A 19,812-nucleotide genomic window follows, 5' to 3' on the forward strand; every position below is an offset into this window, starting at 1 on the left:
ATAATACAAATTATACAAAATAAGCTAACAAAAGCTATAATACCTTTATACTTCATTGGATATGATTTAAATTAAAATGCGATGCAAATTACGGCAAAATGGCTTTTAGTAGTTTATTTTGCGACAAATTATGAAGAACCTGATAGAAGAATTACAATGGCGTGGCCTGCTTTTCGACAAGATGCCTGGCATTGATGAACATTTGCAAAAGAGTATGGTGACTGGCTATATCGGTTTCGACCCAACGGCTCCATCGCTTACCATTGGCAATTTTGTGCAAATCATTTTGTTGATGCACCTGCAACGCTGTGGCCATAAACCTATTGCTGTAGTTGGCGGTGCCACGGGTATGATAGGCGACCCATCGGGCAAAGCTTCTGAAAGAAATTTGCTCGATTTGGAAACCCTTAAACACAATGAAGATAAAGTAAAAGAACAACTGAGCAAATTCCTCGATTTCGATTGCGGAGCCAACAGTGCCTTGGTAGTGAACAATTACGATTGGATGAAGGACTTCACCTTCCTCGATTTTTTGCGTGACGTGGGCAAACACCTCACCGTAAATTATATGATAGCCAAAGACTCCGTGAAAACCCGCATGGAAACAGGCATCTCATTCACCGAGTTCAGTTATCAATTATTGCAGGGTTACGATTTCAAACATTTATACGATACCTATAACTGCACTTTGCAAATGGGAGGCAGCGACCAATGGGGAAACATGACCGCAGGCACCGAACTGGTTCGCCGCATGGCCGGTGGCGAGGCTTGGTGTATTACAAGCCCCTTGGTTACCAAAGCGGACGGTACCAAATTTGGAAAAAGCGAAAGTGGAAATATATGGCTCGATGCGGGCATGACTTCTCCTTATAAATTTTACCAATTTTGGTTGAACGTGAGCGATGAGGATGCACAAAAATTTATCCGCATCTTTACATTCCTCGACAAAGAAATGGTTGAGAAATTAGAAACTGGACACTTGGCCGAACCGCATTTGCGTGAGTTGCAAAAAACATTGGCACGCGAACTCACAATGATGGTTCATGGTGAACATGAATATAATAACGCTGTGGACGCATCAAACTTATTATTTGGAAATGGCACTACCGAGCAACTCAAACAAATGGATGAAAATTTATTGCTCAATGTATTGGGAGGTGTTCCTACCATTGAAGTGGAAAAAGGTGCTATTACTAATATGAACGTGGTAGAAGTATTATCCGTTTTAAGCAATAATATGATTTTTTTCAGCAAAGGCGAAGCCCGTAAAATGATAGAGGCTAACGGAGTTTCCATAAATAAAGAAAAAATAAATTTAGAGAAAAATATAATAGAGAGTGATTGGTTAAAAGGTCGTTATTTGTTAGCTCAAAAAGGAAAGAAAAATTATTTCTTAATCAAAGGAATATAATAATATATAAAATGCCACATATCTCCATCATCTCCTCCAGCGTTAGAACTGGCAGAAACAGCCATCGCGTAGCTTTATACTTCAAAAACTACATAGAAGAAAACAAACTCGGCACGGTTGAAATATTGGATTTGAATGTATATAATTTCCCTGTATTTGAAGAAAGATTGCGATTACAAAAATCACCCACAGCCAATGTGTTGGAGTTTGCCGAAAAAATAAAATCATCTGAGGGTATTATCATAGTTACGCCCGAATATAATGGAGGTTATCCCGCAAGTTTAAAAAATGTGGTGGACTTATTATATAATGAATGGCATCGCAAACCTATTGCTATTTCCACAGTTTCCGACGGTGCTTTTGGTGGCACACAAGTAATCACTTCATTACAATTTACATTATGGAAAATAAGGGCCTGGACTGTGCCTGCCATGTTCCCTGTTCCAAAAGCCCCTGATGCTTTTGATGAAAATGGAAATGCTACAGACAAAGCAGCAATGGACAAAAAAGCCGCAGCTTTTATTGCCGAATTATTATGGTGCATGGAGGCAAATAAGCGGATGAAGGTTTAATTTTTAGATTTATGTATATGCCCACTATCTAAAGTAATTTACTTCATGCAAATCAATAAAAATATTTGGGTAAAGTTGGGAAAATTGTAATATTAATTTCCAAACATGCAACCATTTGCGTAAAATTGTACTCTTGTACAAAAACCCTATTCGGATGCTGAACAATTTACGAAACTTAATTATTCTTGGTTTAATTCTATCATCATTGTCTATTAAAGCAAGTCATGCTATGGGTGGCTATATAGAATATAAAAACCTAGGGCAAGATTCGTTTGAGGTGAGTGTGACTTTATATAAAGACTGCAAGGGTGTGAGCATAGGTTCAAGTATTACTTTGGATGTCGAGGGAATAGGGTGCAGCTATAGTAAGAATTATACTTTAAACAAATCTAAGTGTGCGGATGTTACCCCTGTTTGCAAAAAATCATGTAGTAGATGCAATCGTTCAAGTTGCGATGCTAATGGATATCCAAATGGAAGTAATGCAAGTTGTAGTTTTCCGTATGGTGTCGAAAAACAAATTTTTAAGGGCGTAATTACTTTTAAAAATACAAATTGTTGCAAATTTAGATTGTATTATAGTATTTATGCTCGTAATGGTGCAATAACCACTTGTTGTTCAGGTGAGTCATTATACATATATTCAGAACTCGATCGGTGCACAAGTCCACAGAATAGCTCACCTGCCATAACCAGTGACCCACTGGCGATGGTTTGTAAAGGGAACTGCACTACATACAATATGGGTATTATTGATACTGTGAATCAGGATTCCATATCATATCATTTAGCCAAAGCATTATATGATTATGGTTCATCCTGCACATACTATGGCTTATATTCATACAAGCAACCCCTCTATTATGATGGATTCCCAAAAACTACCCAGTTTGATCCAAAAACATGCACAGGTTTTGAGTTAGATTCTCTTAACGGGGATTTGAAATTTAATCCTCAGCAACAACAAGTATGCGTGATCGCATTTGATGTAAAAGAATGGCGAAAAGATAGCAATTGTGTTGCTCAATTAATAGGAACGACCCATATTGATTTCATGTTGACTGTGGTTGCCAATTGTACGAATAGACCGCCCACCCTGCCACAAAATCCAAAGGTTTACGGTTTTGCAGGTGATAAAATTTGTTTCAATACTATACAATCATCCGATTCTGATAAAAAAGATACTGTTAAAGTTAGTTGGAATAATTCTATAAGTGCGGCTACTTTTAAAACTTCCTACCCTAATGGAGGTACAAAACAGCAATTCGATTTTTGTTGGCAAACTTCTTTAGCTGATAGCAGTAATAAACCCTATTATTTTACTGCGTTTGCTAGTGACGATGCTTGCCCACTGCAAGGCCGCACTGCACGCAGTTATGCTGTGGTAGTAAGTAAAAAACCTGAGGTCGCTCGTCAAATAACAGGTTTAGGTTGTGGTATGATAAAGCTTGATGCGATTCCTTTGAATCAAAATATATGCAATGAAAAATATACCTATGCTTGGAATGTAAATGGCGTAATATATAATGGTAAAAACACACAAGCTGCAATAAAAACAGGAGGAAATGTATATGTATTATTATCTGTATCAGTAAATGGCTGTACCGCAAATTTCTATGATACATTTTATGTTCAACCATTTTTAAATATTGATTTGGGTGGTGATACTTCTTTATGCTTGGGTGCTACTTATCATATAAGAGCAAGTCCCTCAAATGGCATTCCTCCTTATAAATACCAATGGTTACAAGGAAATGCAAATGATACGCTCGACAACTTCACAGTCACTGTTCAAAACAAAACATCAATCGTTTGCAAAATAACAGATAGTGTAGGGTGCTCGAATTATGACACCGTCAATATACATCTATTAACCACGCCAACGCCCTATATCCCCGACCAAAGAAAATGTGATGGAGATATTATATATTTTGATGCGACAACAAACAATAATAATGTGAAAGCATATAGTTGGGAAGATACACTAACAGGAAATATCGTTTCAACGAGTAGATATTATCAAACAAATAAATCTCAATATTTGCATGTTTCCCTCATTGATACCAACGGATGCGTGGGTGATGCTTATGTGAACGCTTTTCATAATGCTCCCGTAAAATCATCGTTAGCTTCTAATAATTATCAGTGCGAATATGACTCGATACTTTTAGCAACAAAAGGTCTCGATTCTGCTATTTGGACAAAATTGGGTGATAGCACTATAGTATATAATGGAACCAATTACACCATGAAATTTGATTCCACCACAACCTTAGTTATATTTGGATATAATACAAACGCAAGCCTTACTTGCAGCGGATATGATACAACTATCATAACCGTAGTTCCAAAGCCAAGCATCCTGCTCACACCAATTTATTATACTTGCAAAGGTTATAATACCACGCTAAGTGCAAGCGGTAAGCAAAACTATTCCTATAAATGGAATACAGGAGATACCACATATAATACCAAAGCTTCCTTGTCTGGATACTATGGAGTACTGGCCACGGATACCTTCGGTTGTAAGGATACCGCAACCACCGAGTTGAAAAATTTCCCTTCACAATCCGTTTCAATAAATATAGCCAACGATACTTTAATTGCCAATAATTCCAATTTTGCGATATACGATTGGTATTATAATAGTAACTATGATACTACCACCAATATACCTTGGAGATACATCACTCAGACTGGAGATTACACACTCAAAGCAACAGATACCAATGGTTGCGTAGTGACCGCAAACACATTAACAATAAAAACCCTCAAAAGCGGAATTTATACTGTTCCAAATGCTTACGGAATTAAGGTTTATCCCAATCCCTCCACAGGAATATATATTATAGAAACACCCTTTATAATTAATGATATAATGATTTATGATTTAACGGGCAGGGCGATAAATAATACTTCTGCTAATAATAAAACGATTGATTTGAGTGCACAGCCCGAGGGGATTTATTTATTGCAAATCAATAAAAATATTTGGGTTAAGTTGGGGAAATTATGATAAAACTGATATGGCCTATCTTTGCAAACTGATTAGCAATGATATTTACCGATACCCACTCCCATTTATATTCCACCCAGTTCGATAACGACATTGATGAAGTAGTTGCCAAAGCCCTAGAAGCTGGGATTAAAAGAGTATTCTTGCCCAATGTAGATTTGGAAAGTATTGACCAACTTAAAAAACTCACTGCAAAATATCCCGATATGATGAAACCCATGATGGGCCTGCACCCCTGCGAAGTGAAGGAAAACTATAAGGAGGTTCTCGATATAATATATAATGAATATAACACTGGCAATTATATAGCTGTGGGCGAAATAGGAATGGATTTGTATTGGGATAAAACCACCGAAGCAATTCAAGCAGATGCATTTATTACCCAATGCAAATGGGCCGCAGCAAGTAATCATGCAGTATCTATTCATTGCCGTGAAGCGATTGCACTTACTATCGAACTTTTGCAAAAGGAAAAAATACAAGGACTAAAAGGAGTGTTTCACTGCTTTGGGGGTTCGTTGGAACAAGCCAAAGAGGTTATAGAAATGGGGTTTATGCTGGGCATAGGGGGAGTGGTCACCTATAAAAATACCCATTTGAGAGAAACTTTAACACAGATAGATTTGAAGCATATTGTTATTGAAACCGACTCTCCCTATTTGGCCCCTGTGCCCTACCGTAGCAAGCGTAACGACACTATATACCTAATTGAAACTGCCAAAATTTTGGCAGGTGTTTATGGCTTAACTTTAGCAGAAATTGCACAGGCAACTACCGCAAACTCCATAGAAATATTTGGTTGTTAGTACTAATTACCTAAAACGGTTTTATTTTTGCAAACTGTCGTTTTCATTTTTAAAAATACAAACACTTATGAAGAAAATATTTTTTACTATTGCCATTGTATGCTGCGGCTTATTAGCCCAAGCACAATTTGACACGCCACCCAAAGAATCTGCCGATACCATGATGGGCATATCAGGGCAGAGTATCTACCACAAATATATTATTGAAATTGTAGGTAATAAAAAAGATACCATCCATGTGTTCGATTCCGCTAAAATAAGACTGCCCTTGCCAAGCGAATATTACTTTGTGAGGGTATATCGCGTAAACTTTAAAGGCGAACTTAAAGACTATCGGGTTACCAAATTTAATTTGGTATTTAGCAACGAAAGCGGCTTGAACACCACTATGCGTTCTAATAACAAATGGATGGAAGACCCTTTGCTATCTACTTTTAAAGAAGGCCGACCAGGCAGCGTGGTTTCTATTGGGGAAATAATGATAGAAGATGAAAGCAATAAACATAGAGATGTAGGTAGTTACCAGCTATTTTACTATTGAACTATTATATAAATTGAAGCGGAGAAATAACCGATGGGCCATAAATACAGTGAGTACGACAAAATAGATTTTCCTAAATTTGAGCAAGAAATATTAGCATTTTGGAAAGAGCAGGGGGTTTTTAAAAAATCTGTTGAGAACAGAAACGGTAGCGAAAATTTTATTTTTTACGAAGGGCCACCTTCAGCCAATGGCCTACCGGGCATACATCACGTAATGGCCCGGGCAGTGAAGGATACCTTTTGCCGTTACAAAACTTTGCAAGGCTATAAGGTTGACCGCAAAGGTGGTTGGGATACCCACGGCCTTCCGGTCGAATTGCAAGTTGAAAAAGAATTGGGAATTACCAAAGAAGATATTGGCCGACTTGATAGACCCAAAGGAATATCTATAAAAGACTATAACCAAAAATGCCGCGAAACAGTGATGCGTTACAAAAGTGTGTGGAACGACCTTACTGAACGCATGGGTTATTGGGTCGATTTGGACAATCCCTATATTACTTACGAAAACAATTATATAGAAAGTCTTTGGCATTTGCTCAAGATGTTGTATGATAAAGATTTATTATATAAAGGTTATACCATACAACCTTATAGTCCCGCTGCAGGCACAGGTTTAAGCAGCCATGAACTAAACCAACCGGGCACTTACAAAATGCTGAAAGACATGACTGCTGTGGCTATGTTTGCTGTTACTGAGAAAATAAATTTACCCTATAACAATACCGAAAATTTACCTTTATATATTTTAGCATGGACTACCACACCATGGACTTTACCCAGCAATACCGCACTAGCCATTGGTGAGAAAATAAAATATGTCTTTGTTAAAACATATAATACTTTCACCGCTGAAAAACAGATAGTAGTTTTAGCAAAAGATCTATGTGGCAAATACTTCCCTGAAAAAAATGCAGAACTCAAATTTGAAGATTATAAGGAAGGTGATAAAAATATCCCTTTTGAAGTAATTGCAGAATGCGATGGTAAAGATTTGAAAGGAATTAAATACGAACAATTGTTGCCGTATACCCAGCCCGATAGTGAAAAGAAATTTGAGGTAATAGCAGGCGATTTTGTAACTACAGAAGACGGAACAGGTATCGTGCATATCGCTCCCAGCTTTGGTGCCGATGACTTTAGAGTGGCCAAACAAAATAATATTGGTGCACTCACTTTGGTAGACAGAAGAGGAAAATTTACAGAGGAAGTTTCTGACTTTGCCAATGAATATGTAAAAGAGCAATACCTAACCGAAGACGAAAAAAAATCGGAAATAGAAAGACTTAAAAATTTACCCGAAACTTCGGAGCTGAATAAACTCATCAAACAAATTGTTGAACGTAGCAATGATTATTTGAGCGTTGATGATAGAATAGTTTTGAAACTACAATTAGAAGGAAAACTTTTCAAAAAAGAAAAATACGAACATACCTATCCGCATTGCTGGCGTACCGATAAACCAATATTATATTATCCTTTGGATAGTTGGTTTATAAAAACAACTGCAAAAAAAGACAGGCTAATAGAACTCAATAAAACCATTAACTGGAAACCCAAATCAACAGGTGAAGGAAGGTTTGGAAACTGGTTAGAGAATTTGCAAGATTGGAATTTGTCTCGCTCCAGATATTGGGGAACGCCTTTGCCTATTTGGAGAACGGAAGATGGAACCGAAGAGAAATGTATTGGTTCGATGGAAGAGTTGAAAAGTGAGTTAGCAAAGGCTAGTGCTGCAGGAATTAAAACTCCCACAGAAATCTCAGATTTACATCGCCCCTATGTTGATGATATTATATTAGTTTCTCCTTTGGGCAAACCCATGAAACGCGAAGCCGACCTCCTAGACGTATGGTTCGATAGCGGTGCCATGCCTTATGCACAGTGGCATTGGCCTTTTGAGAACAAAGACAAATTCGAGCATTCTTTTCCTGCCGATTTTATAGCCGAAGGTGTGGATCAAACACGTGGATGGTTCTTTACTTTGCATGCATTAAGTACTTTGTTGTTCGACAGTGTTGCGTATAAAAATGTAATTTCAAATGGATTGGTGCTCGACAAAAAAGGCGAAAAAATGTCGAAGTCGAAAGGCAATGTAGAGGATCCTTTTATATTGATGGACAAATATGGTATCGATGCTTTGCGTTGGTACATGATGTTCAATACCGACCCTTGGGATAATCTGAAATTTGATACAGATGGTGTGGAAGAAGTGCAACGCAAATTCTTCGGTACATTATATAATATATATGGCTTTTTTGCCTTGTATGCCAATATCGATAATTTTACTTACGCCGAGGCTGAAGTGCCATTGGATAAGCGTCCTGAAATAGACCAATGGGTTTTGTCATTGCTTAATTCTTTGGCAGCCGATGTACAAAAAAACATGGACGATTATGAGCCCACCAAAGCTACCCGTTTAATATATGATTTCGTAACCGAGCATCTCAGCAATTGGTACGTAAGGCTTTGCCGCCGCCGTTTTTGGAAAGGCGATTATAGCGAAGATAAAGTTGCAGCTTACCAAACATTATATACTTGTTTAGAAACCGTAGCCATCTTAATATCGCCCATTGCTCCATTTTATGCAGATAAGCTATTTAAGGATTTGAATGCCGTGAGTGGCCGTAAAGCTAGCGAATCAGTTCATCTAGTTGATTTCCCTGCGGTAAATACTAGTTATATAAACAAAGGATTGGAACTCAGAATGCAATTGGCACAAGATGTATCAAGTTTGGTATTGAGCATTCGCAAAAAAGCCAATATTCGTGTGCGTCAACCTTTGCAAAGAGTAGTAATCCCTGTGCTGAATGCAGAACTGGCAAACAACTTAGAACTTGTAAAAGATTTGATTGCCAGCGAAGTGAACGTGAAAAGCATAGAAACTGTTACCGAAGAAAATCTAAAATTCAATAAAAAAATAAAAGCTAACTTCAAAATATTGGGAGCCAAACTTGGCCCTCAAATGAAACTTGCCGCCAATGCTATAGCTGCGATGGGACAAGTTGAAATTAACCAATTGGAACAACAGGGTTTTTTTAATTTGAATTTAGATGGCGAGGATTATGCTTTGCAAATCAGCGAAGTAGAAATATTATCAGAAGATGTTCCAGGTTGGCAAGTTGCTTCCAATGGTCGCTTAACAGTGGCATTAGATATCCACATCAGTGCTGACTTGAAACTTGAAGGCTTGGCCAGAGAGCTTGTAAACCGCTTGCAAAATCAGCGTAAAACACAAGGCTTCGATGTAACCGACAGGGTAATTGTCCACATACTACCTAATGACACTTTACAACAAGTGGTAGAAAAACATGGGGCTTATATTTGCAACGAAATTCTAGCAGAAAAGCTATTGTTCAATGAAAAAATACCTGAATCAATAGAAGTTGATCTGGAAGATTTTAAAACAGCAGTGAAGATAGAACTTTTCAAAAATTAGTAACACAAATTTATAATATGGCCAACCACGACAATGAAATGAGACGCTACAGCGATGTAGACTTGAATATTTTCCAAGAGTTAATTAACTCAAAACTGGTAGTAGCCCGCCAAGAACTTTCACGCCTTAGCGACCAACTTAAAAACTCTAATGCCAATGGTACTGATGATACTGCCGGTGGTTATAGCAATATTGATGATGGTAGTAAGACTTTAGAGAAAGAGCAGTTGGGTATTATGGCTCAACGTGCCAAAAAATTTATCGAGAACTTAGAGAACGCCTTGATTCGTATCCAAAATAAAACCTATGGAATTTGCAGGGTTACGGGCAATCTGATTCCCAAAGAAAGATTAATGGCAGTGCCACATGCTACCTTAAGCATTGAAGCCAAAAATAACCAATACAGATAATTTCGGATGAAGAGATTTGCAAGCCCCATTGCGGTAATTGCACTAGTGGTTATTCTAGACCAGTGGTTTAAATATTATATAAAAACAAATTTTGTTTTAGGCGAAGAAGTTAAAATATTGGGCGATTGGTTTCGGCTATATTTTGTAGAGAATGAAGGCATGGCTTTCGGCTTAACCTTTGGCGGCGACAACAACGAAATAGGGAAATATATACTCACTTTTTTACGTATCGTGTTGGTGTTTGGCGGGTTTTGGTATTTATATCGTACCATTACCGCACAAAAACACTGGGGTTTTATAACATGTGTGAGTTTGATTATTGCAGGTGCCATTGGCAATATTATAGATAGTATATTTTATGGGGTTTGCTTTGCCGATATCAACACTTACGACGGCAGCTATTTCCAAGGCCATGTGGTCGACATGCTTTATTTCCCTATGGTGAATGGGCATTTCCCAAGCTGGTTCCCATTTTGGGGAAGTGAAGCTTTCACCTTTTTCAGCCCCATATTTAATATAGCCGATTCCGCAATAAGTTTAGGGGTTATCACTATCATAATATGTCAAAAAGTATTTTTCAAAGAAGAGAAAGTTGTCGAGGATACTATTGAACCAAGCAACGATTCGCCTGAAGTGAGCGTAGAAGAAAACATATAGGAATGTACGATATACGATATATTGCCTTAAATAATAAAAGATAGTGACTCCGTCAGTAGTATTGTGAATCAAATAATCACATCTGTATATCATATATTAATTAGGCGGCAGCAAAACATCGTATGTCGTGCATCGGAAATAATCCTGTGTCAACAAAAATCGTAAATCGTACCTATATAATGACTACCTACGACCCAAAAAACCTTCCCCCTATGCAATTGCAAGCCCTACTGCAAGGAGCTATTGCACCTAGGCCTATATGTTTTGCAAGCACTATAGATGCAGAAGGAAACGCCAATTTAAGTCCGTTTAGTTTCTTTAATATATTTAGCAGTAACCCACCCATTTTAGTTTTTTCTCCGGCTCGCCGAGTTCGTGATAATACCACCAAACATACTTTGGAAAATATTATAGAAGTGACCGAGGTATGCATAAATGTGGTAAACCACGATATGGTATGGCAAACTAGTTTGGCAAGTACCGAGTATGCAAAAGGCGAAGATGAATTTATCAAAGCAGGTTTTACCAAAGAAAAATCAGAACTCATAAAACCTTATCGTGTAAAAGAATCACCGGTGCAAATGGAATGCAAGGTGAACCAGATTTTACCTTTGGGAACCGAAGGCGGTGCGGGCAATCTTATTATATGTGAAGTAATTTTGGTTCATGTAAATGAAACTATATTATATCCCGATACAAGTATAATAGACCCACACAAAATTGATTTGGTATCTCGCATGGGTGGCGACTGGTATTGTAGGGCAAATGGTGATGCTTTGTTCGAGATTGAAAAACCCGTTCGCAACAAAGGAATCGGTGTCGACAAAATTCCAAATGATATCAGAGAAAGTAATATACTTACTGGAAATGACTTGGGCCAACTAGGCAATGTAGAGCACTTACCCAACGAAGACTATATAATAGTTCATGGAAAAATAGCAGAAGGAAAAACGATGATAGAAATTCATACATTGGCCCACCAATTATTACATGAACGAAAAGTAAACGAAGCTTGGGCAGTATTATTATATAGAGAAAAGAAATAAAGATGAAAGTATATAGATTTCACATGTCCATGGTTGGTGTCCCCACCAACCACATACACATATAACATATAACCATTGACAAACACCTTTGCAATACAATTAGAAAACTGCGAAAAAACTTTCGGCCAACAAACCCTGTTCGCTGGTTTAAATTACAGTTTTGAGCAGCCCCAATCCTATGCCCTGCTTGGCCCCAACGGCACAGGCAAATCTACCTTGCTTGGTATATTATACGGCTATATAAGTGCCACCGCAGGTAAAGTATTATGGCAATTAGATAATAAAAATATTGACCGCGAAGAAGTATATAAATATACCTCGTTCACCTCTCCTTATCTGGAATTGCCCGAAGAACTTACCGCTTCCGAAATTTGGGATTTCCACTTTGCCTTAAAACAAACTATTATACCCATTACAAAAAAAGAAGCACTTCAAATTTGCAAACTAGATTCCTCTGCCAATAAGCAAATCAAAAACTTTAGCAGCGGTATGAAAAGCCGCCTCAAATTAGCCTTAGCAGTTTTCTCCAATTCGCATGTATTATTGCTCGACGAGCCCTGCACCAATATGGACAAAGAAGGCATCGCCACCTACCACTATCTACTCGATAATTATTTGCAAAACCGCATGCTTATTATAGCTTCTAATGTGGCAGATGAATATGAGAGATGTGGGAATAAGATAGAAGTGAATACCTGACAGTGAATAGTCCATACAGCAACTAATTCAGTAAATCCCAAAATTGGCGGAAGCGTAATCTGGCGGAAGCAACCTCCACAGACACGGGGGAGGTGTCTGCAGGACGGAGGGAGCGTAATCACGCGTAAGCCCCCATTCGCCAAGGCGAACCTTATCCCATCCGCCCGCGGCGGACCGAATCCCAAATCCTTTAAAAAAACCTTAACATTGCAAAACAACCCAAACAAGTATATTTGCACACGAATTAATTATGATAAAAGTAGGAGTATTCTTTGGAGGCAGCAGCCGCGAACGTGAAGTTTCATTCGCAGGTGGAAGAACCGTGTATGACAACCTAGATAAATCTTTGTTTGAGCCTGTCCCCATTTTTGTTGATAGCTTTAATAATTTTTGCCTACTCGATTGGGAATATGTATACAAAGGCTCGATCAGAGATTTCTACCCACCTGCAAAACAGGTACAAATAGGCAAACACGGTTTTCAGATTTATGCCGATGCATTGCCACTCAATACCAAAGAAGAGCAATACGAATTACTGAAGGAAATAGGCAAACCTATACCTGCCGAAGGCTTAAAAGAACTGATGGACATAGCCTTTTTATGCCTACACGGCAATATGGCCGAAGATGGAACCATACAAGGTCTGCTCGAGTGGCAGGGCATACCCTATACAGGAAGTGGTATCTATCCCTCAGCCGCAGGCATCAACAAAAAAATACAGAAAGAACTACAGCATTTAGCTAAGTCTAATGCCGCAAATGCTTTGTTTGTAGAGCGTGAGCAATGGATCAATGGCGACAGACAATTATACTACACTCAAATAGCCAAAATTATTGGTTTCCCATTTGTGTGCAAACCCGCCACACAGGGTAGTTCCATAGGAGTTTCGGTAGTGGACAAAAAGGGAGGGTTCGAGATGTTTGAAAAAGCAGCAAACAAAGCTTTCTTCATCGAAAACCTTTCACGAGAAGAATGGTTCAATTATTCAGAAGCACAAAAAGAACAATATATACGGAAGTTAATAGACATCAGAGAAGGATTGGGATTACCTGTGCGTATTGATGATAAAGAGTTGCATAGCCCCGAAGAACTGATGCAGTTCCTAAACAGAAAACTAAGGACGGCAGTTCATCTGGAATTGCATGCTATTCAAACCGAGAATACTTTAATTGTAGAACAATTTATTGACGGTAAAGAATTTTCGTGCATTGTAATACAGGATGAGGACGGCAATCCTATGGCCTTGCCCCCAACAGAAATTGTAAAGAAAAAAGAAGTTTTCGATTACCGCTCCAAATACTTGCCAGGCCAAAGCCGTAAGGTTACCCCAATAGATTTGCCCGCTGAAACTATAGAGGAGATTCGTACGCAATGTTGCGAAATGTTTAGTTTATTGCGTTGCCAAGTGTATGCACGTATCGATGGTTTTATAACACCCAAGGGCAAACTATATCTGAACGACCCTAATACCACTAGCGGAATGATGCCCTCATCTTTCTTTTTCCACCAAGCTGCAGAGATAGGGCTTAACCCCTCGCAGTTCTTGACTTATATAATAAGAACATCGCTGCAACAAAGGATATTGAGTTGGGGCCATGTGGGCAATATACCTTCACTTATCAAAAAATTAGATCAAAGAATAGAGCAAAACCAATTACACCAAGCCGAAAAAATAAAAGTGGCTGTGGTAATGGGAGGCTATAGCAGCGAAAGGCATATATCGGTAGAAAGCGGTAGAAATATTTATGAAAAACTATCCAGCAGTACCAAATATCTGCCCGTCCCTTTGTTTCTAACTGGCAACGACAAAAAGCATTCATTATATATACTGCCAGTTAATATGATGCTGAAAGATAATGCTGATGATATCCGAGATAAAATTGGCAACGATAAGGAAAACACTGTACTCAAAAAAATACGCAAAGAGTGCGAACAAATCACACTTAAATATACTGGCAACCAATTATTGAGCAAATGCATAAAGATAAATAATAAAGATTTGCCAGCTATGGTTTCGTTTGTGTTTATTGCTTTGCACGGCCGCCCAGGAGAGGATGGTGCATTGCAACTGGAACTGGACAAATTGGGCTTACCCTATAATGGTTCAGGGGTGGAAAGTTCTCGTGTTACCATCAATAAATTCGAGACCAATAATATATTGCGTGAAAGTGGTTTCCGCATGGCCGATAGTTTCTTGATTGAGAAAAAAGAATGGTTCCAAAACCAAAACGTAACGCTAAAACTAGCGAAAGCCCGCATCGGTTTTCCCTTGATTGCTAAGCCACAAGACGATGGCTGTAGCTCGGCAGTAAAAAAACTCAACAATGAGAATGAGCTCACAGCATTTGTCAATCTCATGTTCAGAGAGCATCCTGAAATAACAGAAGAGCAAGCAAACTCCCTAAAGTTAAAACCCAAAGAAGAGTTCCCACAAAAAGAGGTGGTATTATTGGAAACATTAATCAACAAAGGGAATGCAAAACATTTCCTTGAAATAACAGGAGGGCTTTTAACACATTATGATAAAGACCGCAAATTAAAATATGAAATGTTTGAGCCCAGCGAAGCATTGGCTGGCGAGGCAATTCTTAGTTTGGAAGAAAAGTTTTTGGCTGGCGAAGGGCAAAACATCACCCCACCGCGTTTTGCAAAAAACAAACATGACCAAAAAGCTATTTCCAAAACGGTAAAAGCGGAACTGAAACGAGCTGCCAAATTATTGAAAGTAGAAGGTTATGCTCGAATAGATGCTTTTGTAAAAATACACAACAACAATGAAGTTGAAGTAAATATAATAGAAATCAACTCACTGCCGGGCATGACACCCGCTACGGCCATCTTCCACCAATGTGCCTTAAGTGGTTATAAGCCCTACGATTTTATCGATAAAATTATTGAGTTTGGAATGGAGCGATTGGAAAAGAAAAACCAAAATTTATAGCTGTATTTTAGCCTATCTGGCTTTACATATTCTTGTTTTTTGCACAGTTGTATATAATTTTTTGTTAAAAAGGCAACATAAAGTATTTGTTAATGAAAAATTTCAATACATTTGTGGTTGAAACAAAAAATAAATATATCATCATGAAACCACTTTTTACAAAATTATTTACCATGATCTGCTTGTCTATTACGACAATGACAGCTTGGTCTCAGCTTAATTTCAAACCTGCAAATGCTGGAAATTTTTCTAGTACTTGGAGTGCATTAAGCGGAAGCAGTACGTCAATATCCATGGCTAATATGGACAACGCAAACTCTTCAGCAACATCAATCGGATTTAATTTCGATTACAATGGTACTACGTATACCGATTTTATTGTGAACACCAATGGCTTTATTAAATTGGGTACCTCGGCTCCTTCGTCGAACGCTCTTTTCTACAATTCGGCAAATGCTATCACAGGCAATGGAGCATTAAGTAGTACCAATAACAGTGATGCAGATATACTGGCTGTCTTTAACCATGATTTGGAGCAAGGCAAAGGCACTGCAGATATAAGTTATGAAGTCACTGGTTCGTCGCCCGATAGGGTTTGTACAATACAGTGGTCCAATTTTCGTGACAAAACCACAAATCCTGCGGTACAGTTTGATGATATATCATTTCAAGTTAAACTTTTTGAAACCAGCAATAAAATACAATTTGTCTATGGCGATTTCACCACTTCTGGCAACGCGGTTTCAGCCAAATTTGTAGGTGTTGGAATAAAAGGCTCGAGTAATGCCACAAACGATGTAATTGCAGTTACCAAAGCCTCAGCCACGGTATGGTCGGCTGCTAGCTTCCTTCAAGGGCATTATACAGGCAATGCACATAATGTTCGTAATACAACAAAGCCAGACAAAGGCCGGACTTACGAATTTTATCCTAACCAACAATTTGATATATCTATTACAAATTTATATACCTTAGGCAAAATGCCAATACCATTTGCAGTGCCACAACCTACCGAAGTTAGATTGTTCAATGCAGGTACTGACACCTTTGGCAATTTTATGGTTTACCTTAAGTCTGTAGGAACAAATAACTTTTTAGATTCGCAGTTTGTAAGTACCACCATGCAACCAAATGCTGTACTGTTCCTTACTTTCACAAACTTCGATGCACAATCGCTTGGTATGGATACTGTTATAGCATGGACATCAAACTCTAGTGACATGAATAAAAACAACGATAGTAAACAGTTTAATCAAGAGGTGAACTTGAATTCCTTTAGCTATTCAGAAGCCCAAAAAGGTCCCATTGGAGGAATTGGATTTAATGGAGTTTCCGGAGATTTTGTTGCTAAATTCCATACCGCTAAAACAGCATTTGTAAATCAAATAAAAGTGAACTTTACCGTAACTGGCCAATCGGTAAAAGTTGGTATATGGTCTGTTAACACTAACACTGGTGCACCAGGAAGTGTATTATGGACCTCATCAGCATTTAATACCAATGGCGGCCTATCGGTGGTTTCGGTAAACCCTGCAGTTTCTGTAAATGGCGATTTTTTTGTGGGTGTACTTCAAACAGGCACCGTAAATGTGGGATTTGCTTATCAAGCAGAATCACCAATTAGAGACAGTGTCTTTTATTATACTGCTCCCACAGGCAATACCGCTTGGACAGATTTTAAAGTGGGTAATGGAGCTACAGATTTCCGTTTCATGATAGAGCCACGGGTAATGATAGCTCGCGATATGGGCGTTATAAAACTCACCGCTCCTGTTTTCGACACTTGTATGGGTTCCCAAAAAATGGATATGATATACCAAGTTCAAAATTTGGGAAGTGATACCTTGAATTTAAATGTAGATAGTTTTACCATTTATTCAACTGTGGTTACCCCAAATTTTGATACACTCACCTTCCCTATCAAGACACAATCGGTTGGGGTGCTTTATCCCAATGATACCATGAACATTACGGTGAGTGATACACTTAATATGCTGCAAAATGGAGACTATTATTTTTGGGCAAGCGTAAGATTGCCTGGCGATAGTAATTATATAAATGATACTTTAGACATCATAAAAATGACTTCCACCAATCCTGTGCCCGTTATTGAATTTGTGGGAGGTACTTTAACACTTTGCTTGGGCGATACGGCGATACTGAGTGCGGGTCAAAGTTCAGGCGTAATTTTCCAATGGTATAATGCTGCTAAAGTAATTAATGGAGCAACGGATACTGTTTTTTATGCAACGCTTCCTGGCGATTATTATTGCGAAGTAACAAGTGGTTTGGGATGTAGTCTGTTTTCAGATACCATTACCGTGAAAAGCCATAAAAAAATTATTATTTCGCCCACACAAACTGCTAGCGGTATATGCAGCGGCGACAGTGTGCTGATAATAGATATTTATCGTGCTAATTATGTTTACCAATGGTATTATAATGGCAACCCCATAAGTGGGGCAACCGATACCGCCATATATGCAAAGCAAGCTGGTGATTATTCTTTGGAAGTAACTGATACAAGTACTGGATGTACAGAATCATCGGGCACTTACACGGTTAGTTCTAGTACTTCGCCTACTGCTTCTATGCAAGCCAATGGCACCACAAAATTCTGTATGGGCGATAGTGTGCAGTTAGATGCAACGGGCTCGCAAAATGCCAATTTCTACAAGTGGTTCCTCAACGGTAATTTAATTACTGGTGCTTCCCAATCAACATACTATGCAATGGCTGCTGGCGATTACACCGTTCAAGTAATAAACAACAGTGGTTGTAATGATTTTTCGAATGCCGTAAAAATAAGTGTTGACTCACTGCCCGATGCTACGATTTCTGCAAGTAGTAAAACAACGATATGCGATGGCGACGATATTACGCTATCCATTCCCTCTGTATCTGGCAATACTTATCAATGGTACGAATCAACAAAAGGAATCATTACTGGTAGTACAGGTAATACCTACAACACAATTTTTGAAGGTGATTATTATTGTACCATTATGAACAGCAATGGTTGTAAAAATACCTCAGCCGTAATTTCAGTTATCGTAATACAATCGCCCTATTCATTTGTGAAACAACCTTCCACCTCTTCAACCTGCCCTGGTGATAGTATCTTGTTAAATGCCACAACGCTAACAGGTGCTACTTATCAGTGGCAATATAATGGTAATGACATATCAGGAGCAACAGATTCAATGTTTTATGCCAAACTACAAGGTGATTATAGCGTGAAAGTAGCTAACACAAATGGGTGTACAAGTGTATCGATCAATTCCATTTCATTGTTCTTTACAGGTGGCCCCGATCCAAAAGTTTCGTATAGCGGCAGCAATGATTTCTGCGAAGGTGATAGTTTGATGTTGACGGTTACTTCTAGTAGTCCGCAATCGTTCCAATGGCGTAAAAACGGTGTTGATATTTCGGGCGAAACAGGCCAAATATATATAGCTAAAGCAAGTGGCAAATACTCCTGTTTTGTAGTAAATACCCTGGGTTGCTCAGGTGCATCATCCGATACTACGGTAACGGTGAATCCCAAACCTGTTCCTACAATTACCAGAGCTGGCAATATTCTTTCATCAACCACAGCTACAGGCTGGTCGTACCAATGGTATTTGGGAACAACAGCAATTTCTGGAGCAACCAGCAAAGATTACTCACCTCCTTCTACTGGAGTATATATGGTAACTGTAACCGATGCCAATGGGTGTGTGGGAAGTTCATCGGCATTTTCTTATATTGGCATTGCATTCCCTGCCATGATGGGTTCTGCTAACATTTGGCCCAACCCCTCTACTGGAGAATTTAATTTGGTACTTAACCTCAACAATAACCAACGCGTTAGTTTGAAGGTGGTGGACATGCTTGGTAAAACAGTGCTTGATATGGGTGTTAACAATCTGCAAAAAGGTATTAACAATATCAATATCAACTTAAATGAAGCACCCAAAGGTGTTTACTTCTTGCAGTTCAATACCAATGATAATAAAACCATATTCAAATTAATTAAAGAATAATTTAAAAATAGTCTGATACTAAAAAAGGGGGCAAGAAATTGTCCTCTTTTTTTTATTCATTTTTTATCCCCTTACATCTTTCAATAGACCTCTTTCATAATTCAAATAAGAAAAGCCAAATTATAACGGACACTTTATTTTATTGTATTATCGCTCGCCGCGAACTCCGATAACTATCGGGGCTTCCTTTTTACACAAAAAGGAAGCAAAAGTGTTTTTATTTACCAAGGTGATTTTTGCTTGAGAG

At 38.4% G+C, this 19,812-nt stretch carries 12 protein-coding genes; all 12 read left to right on the forward strand.

All coding sequences use genetic code 11. The features are described 5' to 3' along the window. The first annotated feature begins 130 nt into the window (after window positions 1-130). Complete coding sequence (gene tyrS, locus SGJ10_00615; GenBank protein MDZ4756624.1) at window positions 131-1,411, forward strand: tyrosine--tRNA ligase; 1,281 nt, start codon at window positions 131-133, stop codon at window positions 1,409-1,411. A gap of 11 nt (window positions 1,412-1,422) precedes the next feature. Continuing rightward, complete coding sequence (locus tag SGJ10_00620; GenBank protein MDZ4756625.1) at window positions 1,423-1,983, forward strand: NAD(P)H-dependent oxidoreductase; 561 nt, start codon at window positions 1,423-1,425, stop codon at window positions 1,981-1,983. Window positions 1,984-2,137: 154 nt separating this feature from the next. Next, window positions 2,138-4,999 carry a T9SS type A sorting domain-containing protein gene (locus SGJ10_00625; GenBank protein ID MDZ4756626.1) on the forward strand — a complete coding sequence of 954 codons (2,862 nt, stop codon included), beginning with the start codon at window positions 2,138-2,140 and terminating at the stop codon, window positions 4,997-4,999. Window positions 5,000-5,037: 38 nt separating this feature from the next. Then, window positions 5,038-5,805, forward strand: a complete 768-nt coding sequence (locus SGJ10_00630) for a TatD family hydrolase (GenBank protein MDZ4756627.1) — start codon at window positions 5,038-5,040, stop codon at window positions 5,803-5,805. A 67-nt stretch (window positions 5,806-5,872) separates the two neighbouring features. Further along, window positions 5,873-6,346 (forward strand): hypothetical protein, encoded by a 474-nt coding sequence (locus tag SGJ10_00635; GenBank protein MDZ4756628.1) that lies wholly within the window; start codon window positions 5,873-5,875, stop codon window positions 6,344-6,346. Window positions 6,347-6,379: 33 nt separating this feature from the next. Next, window positions 6,380-9,787, forward strand: a complete 3,408-nt coding sequence (gene ileS, locus SGJ10_00640; protein MDZ4756629.1) for an isoleucine--tRNA ligase — start codon at window positions 6,380-6,382, stop codon at window positions 9,785-9,787. A 17-nt stretch (window positions 9,788-9,804) separates the two neighbouring features. Further along, on the forward strand, window positions 9,805-10,197 hold the full coding sequence (locus tag SGJ10_00645; protein MDZ4756630.1) for a TraR/DksA C4-type zinc finger protein: 393 nt from the start codon (window positions 9,805-9,807) through the stop codon (window positions 10,195-10,197). Between the two features lie 6 nt (window positions 10,198-10,203). Next, the gene (locus SGJ10_00650; GenBank protein ID MDZ4756631.1) at window positions 10,204-10,854 is read left to right on the forward strand and encodes a lipoprotein signal peptidase; all 651 of its coding nucleotides are present in this window, start codon (window positions 10,204-10,206) and stop codon (window positions 10,852-10,854) included. A 179-nt stretch (window positions 10,855-11,033) separates the two neighbouring features. Then, a complete protein-coding gene (locus tag SGJ10_00655) occupies window positions 11,034-11,900 on the forward strand; it encodes a flavin reductase family protein (GenBank protein MDZ4756632.1) in 867 nt (288 codons plus the stop codon). A 75-nt stretch (window positions 11,901-11,975) separates the two neighbouring features. Beyond that, window positions 11,976-12,599, forward strand: a complete 624-nt coding sequence (locus tag SGJ10_00660) for an ATP-binding cassette domain-containing protein (GenBank protein ID MDZ4756633.1) — start codon at window positions 11,976-11,978, stop codon at window positions 12,597-12,599. A 250-nt stretch (window positions 12,600-12,849) separates the two neighbouring features. Next, window positions 12,850-15,540 carry a D-alanine--D-alanine ligase gene (locus SGJ10_00665; protein ID MDZ4756634.1) on the forward strand — a complete coding sequence of 897 codons (2,691 nt, stop codon included), beginning with the start codon at window positions 12,850-12,852 and terminating at the stop codon, window positions 15,538-15,540. Between the two features lie 92 nt (window positions 15,541-15,632). Beyond that, window positions 15,633-19,565, forward strand: a complete 3,933-nt coding sequence (locus SGJ10_00670; protein ID MDZ4756635.1) for a T9SS type A sorting domain-containing protein — start codon at window positions 15,633-15,635, stop codon at window positions 19,563-19,565. Window positions 19,566-19,812: the final 247 nt, after the last annotated feature.

This window comes from Bacteroidota bacterium (assembly GCA_034439655.1).
Taxonomy (GTDB): Bacteria; Bacteroidota; Bacteroidia; order UKL13-3; family UKL13-3; genus CANJUD01.

Coding starts and splice junctions, on each gene's coding strand:
- SGJ10_00630 (MDZ4756627.1), top strand. CDS start 5,038: ATGATATTTACCGATACCCACTCCCATTTATATTCCACCCAGTTCGAT.
- SGJ10_00645 (MDZ4756630.1), top strand. CDS start 9,805: ATGGCCAACCACGACAATGAAATGAGACGCTACAGCGATGTAGACTTG.
- SGJ10_00670 (MDZ4756635.1), top strand. CDS start 15,633: ATGAAAAATTTCAATACATTTGTGGTTGAAACAAAAAATAAATATATC.
- SGJ10_00650 (MDZ4756631.1), top strand. CDS start 10,204: ATGAAGAGATTTGCAAGCCCCATTGCGGTAATTGCACTAGTGGTTATT.
- tyrS (MDZ4756624.1), top strand. CDS start 131: ATGAAGAACCTGATAGAAGAATTACAATGGCGTGGCCTGCTTTTCGAC.
- ileS (MDZ4756629.1), top strand. CDS start 6,380: ATGGGCCATAAATACAGTGAGTACGACAAAATAGATTTTCCTAAATTT.
- SGJ10_00655 (MDZ4756632.1), top strand. CDS start 11,034: ATGACTACCTACGACCCAAAAAACCTTCCCCCTATGCAATTGCAAGCC.
- SGJ10_00635 (MDZ4756628.1), top strand. CDS start 5,873: ATGAAGAAAATATTTTTTACTATTGCCATTGTATGCTGCGGCTTATTA.
- SGJ10_00620 (MDZ4756625.1), top strand. CDS start 1,423: ATGCCACATATCTCCATCATCTCCTCCAGCGTTAGAACTGGCAGAAAC.
- SGJ10_00665 (MDZ4756634.1), top strand. CDS start 12,850: ATGATAAAAGTAGGAGTATTCTTTGGAGGCAGCAGCCGCGAACGTGAA.
- SGJ10_00625 (MDZ4756626.1), top strand. CDS start 2,138: ATGCTGAACAATTTACGAAACTTAATTATTCTTGGTTTAATTCTATCA.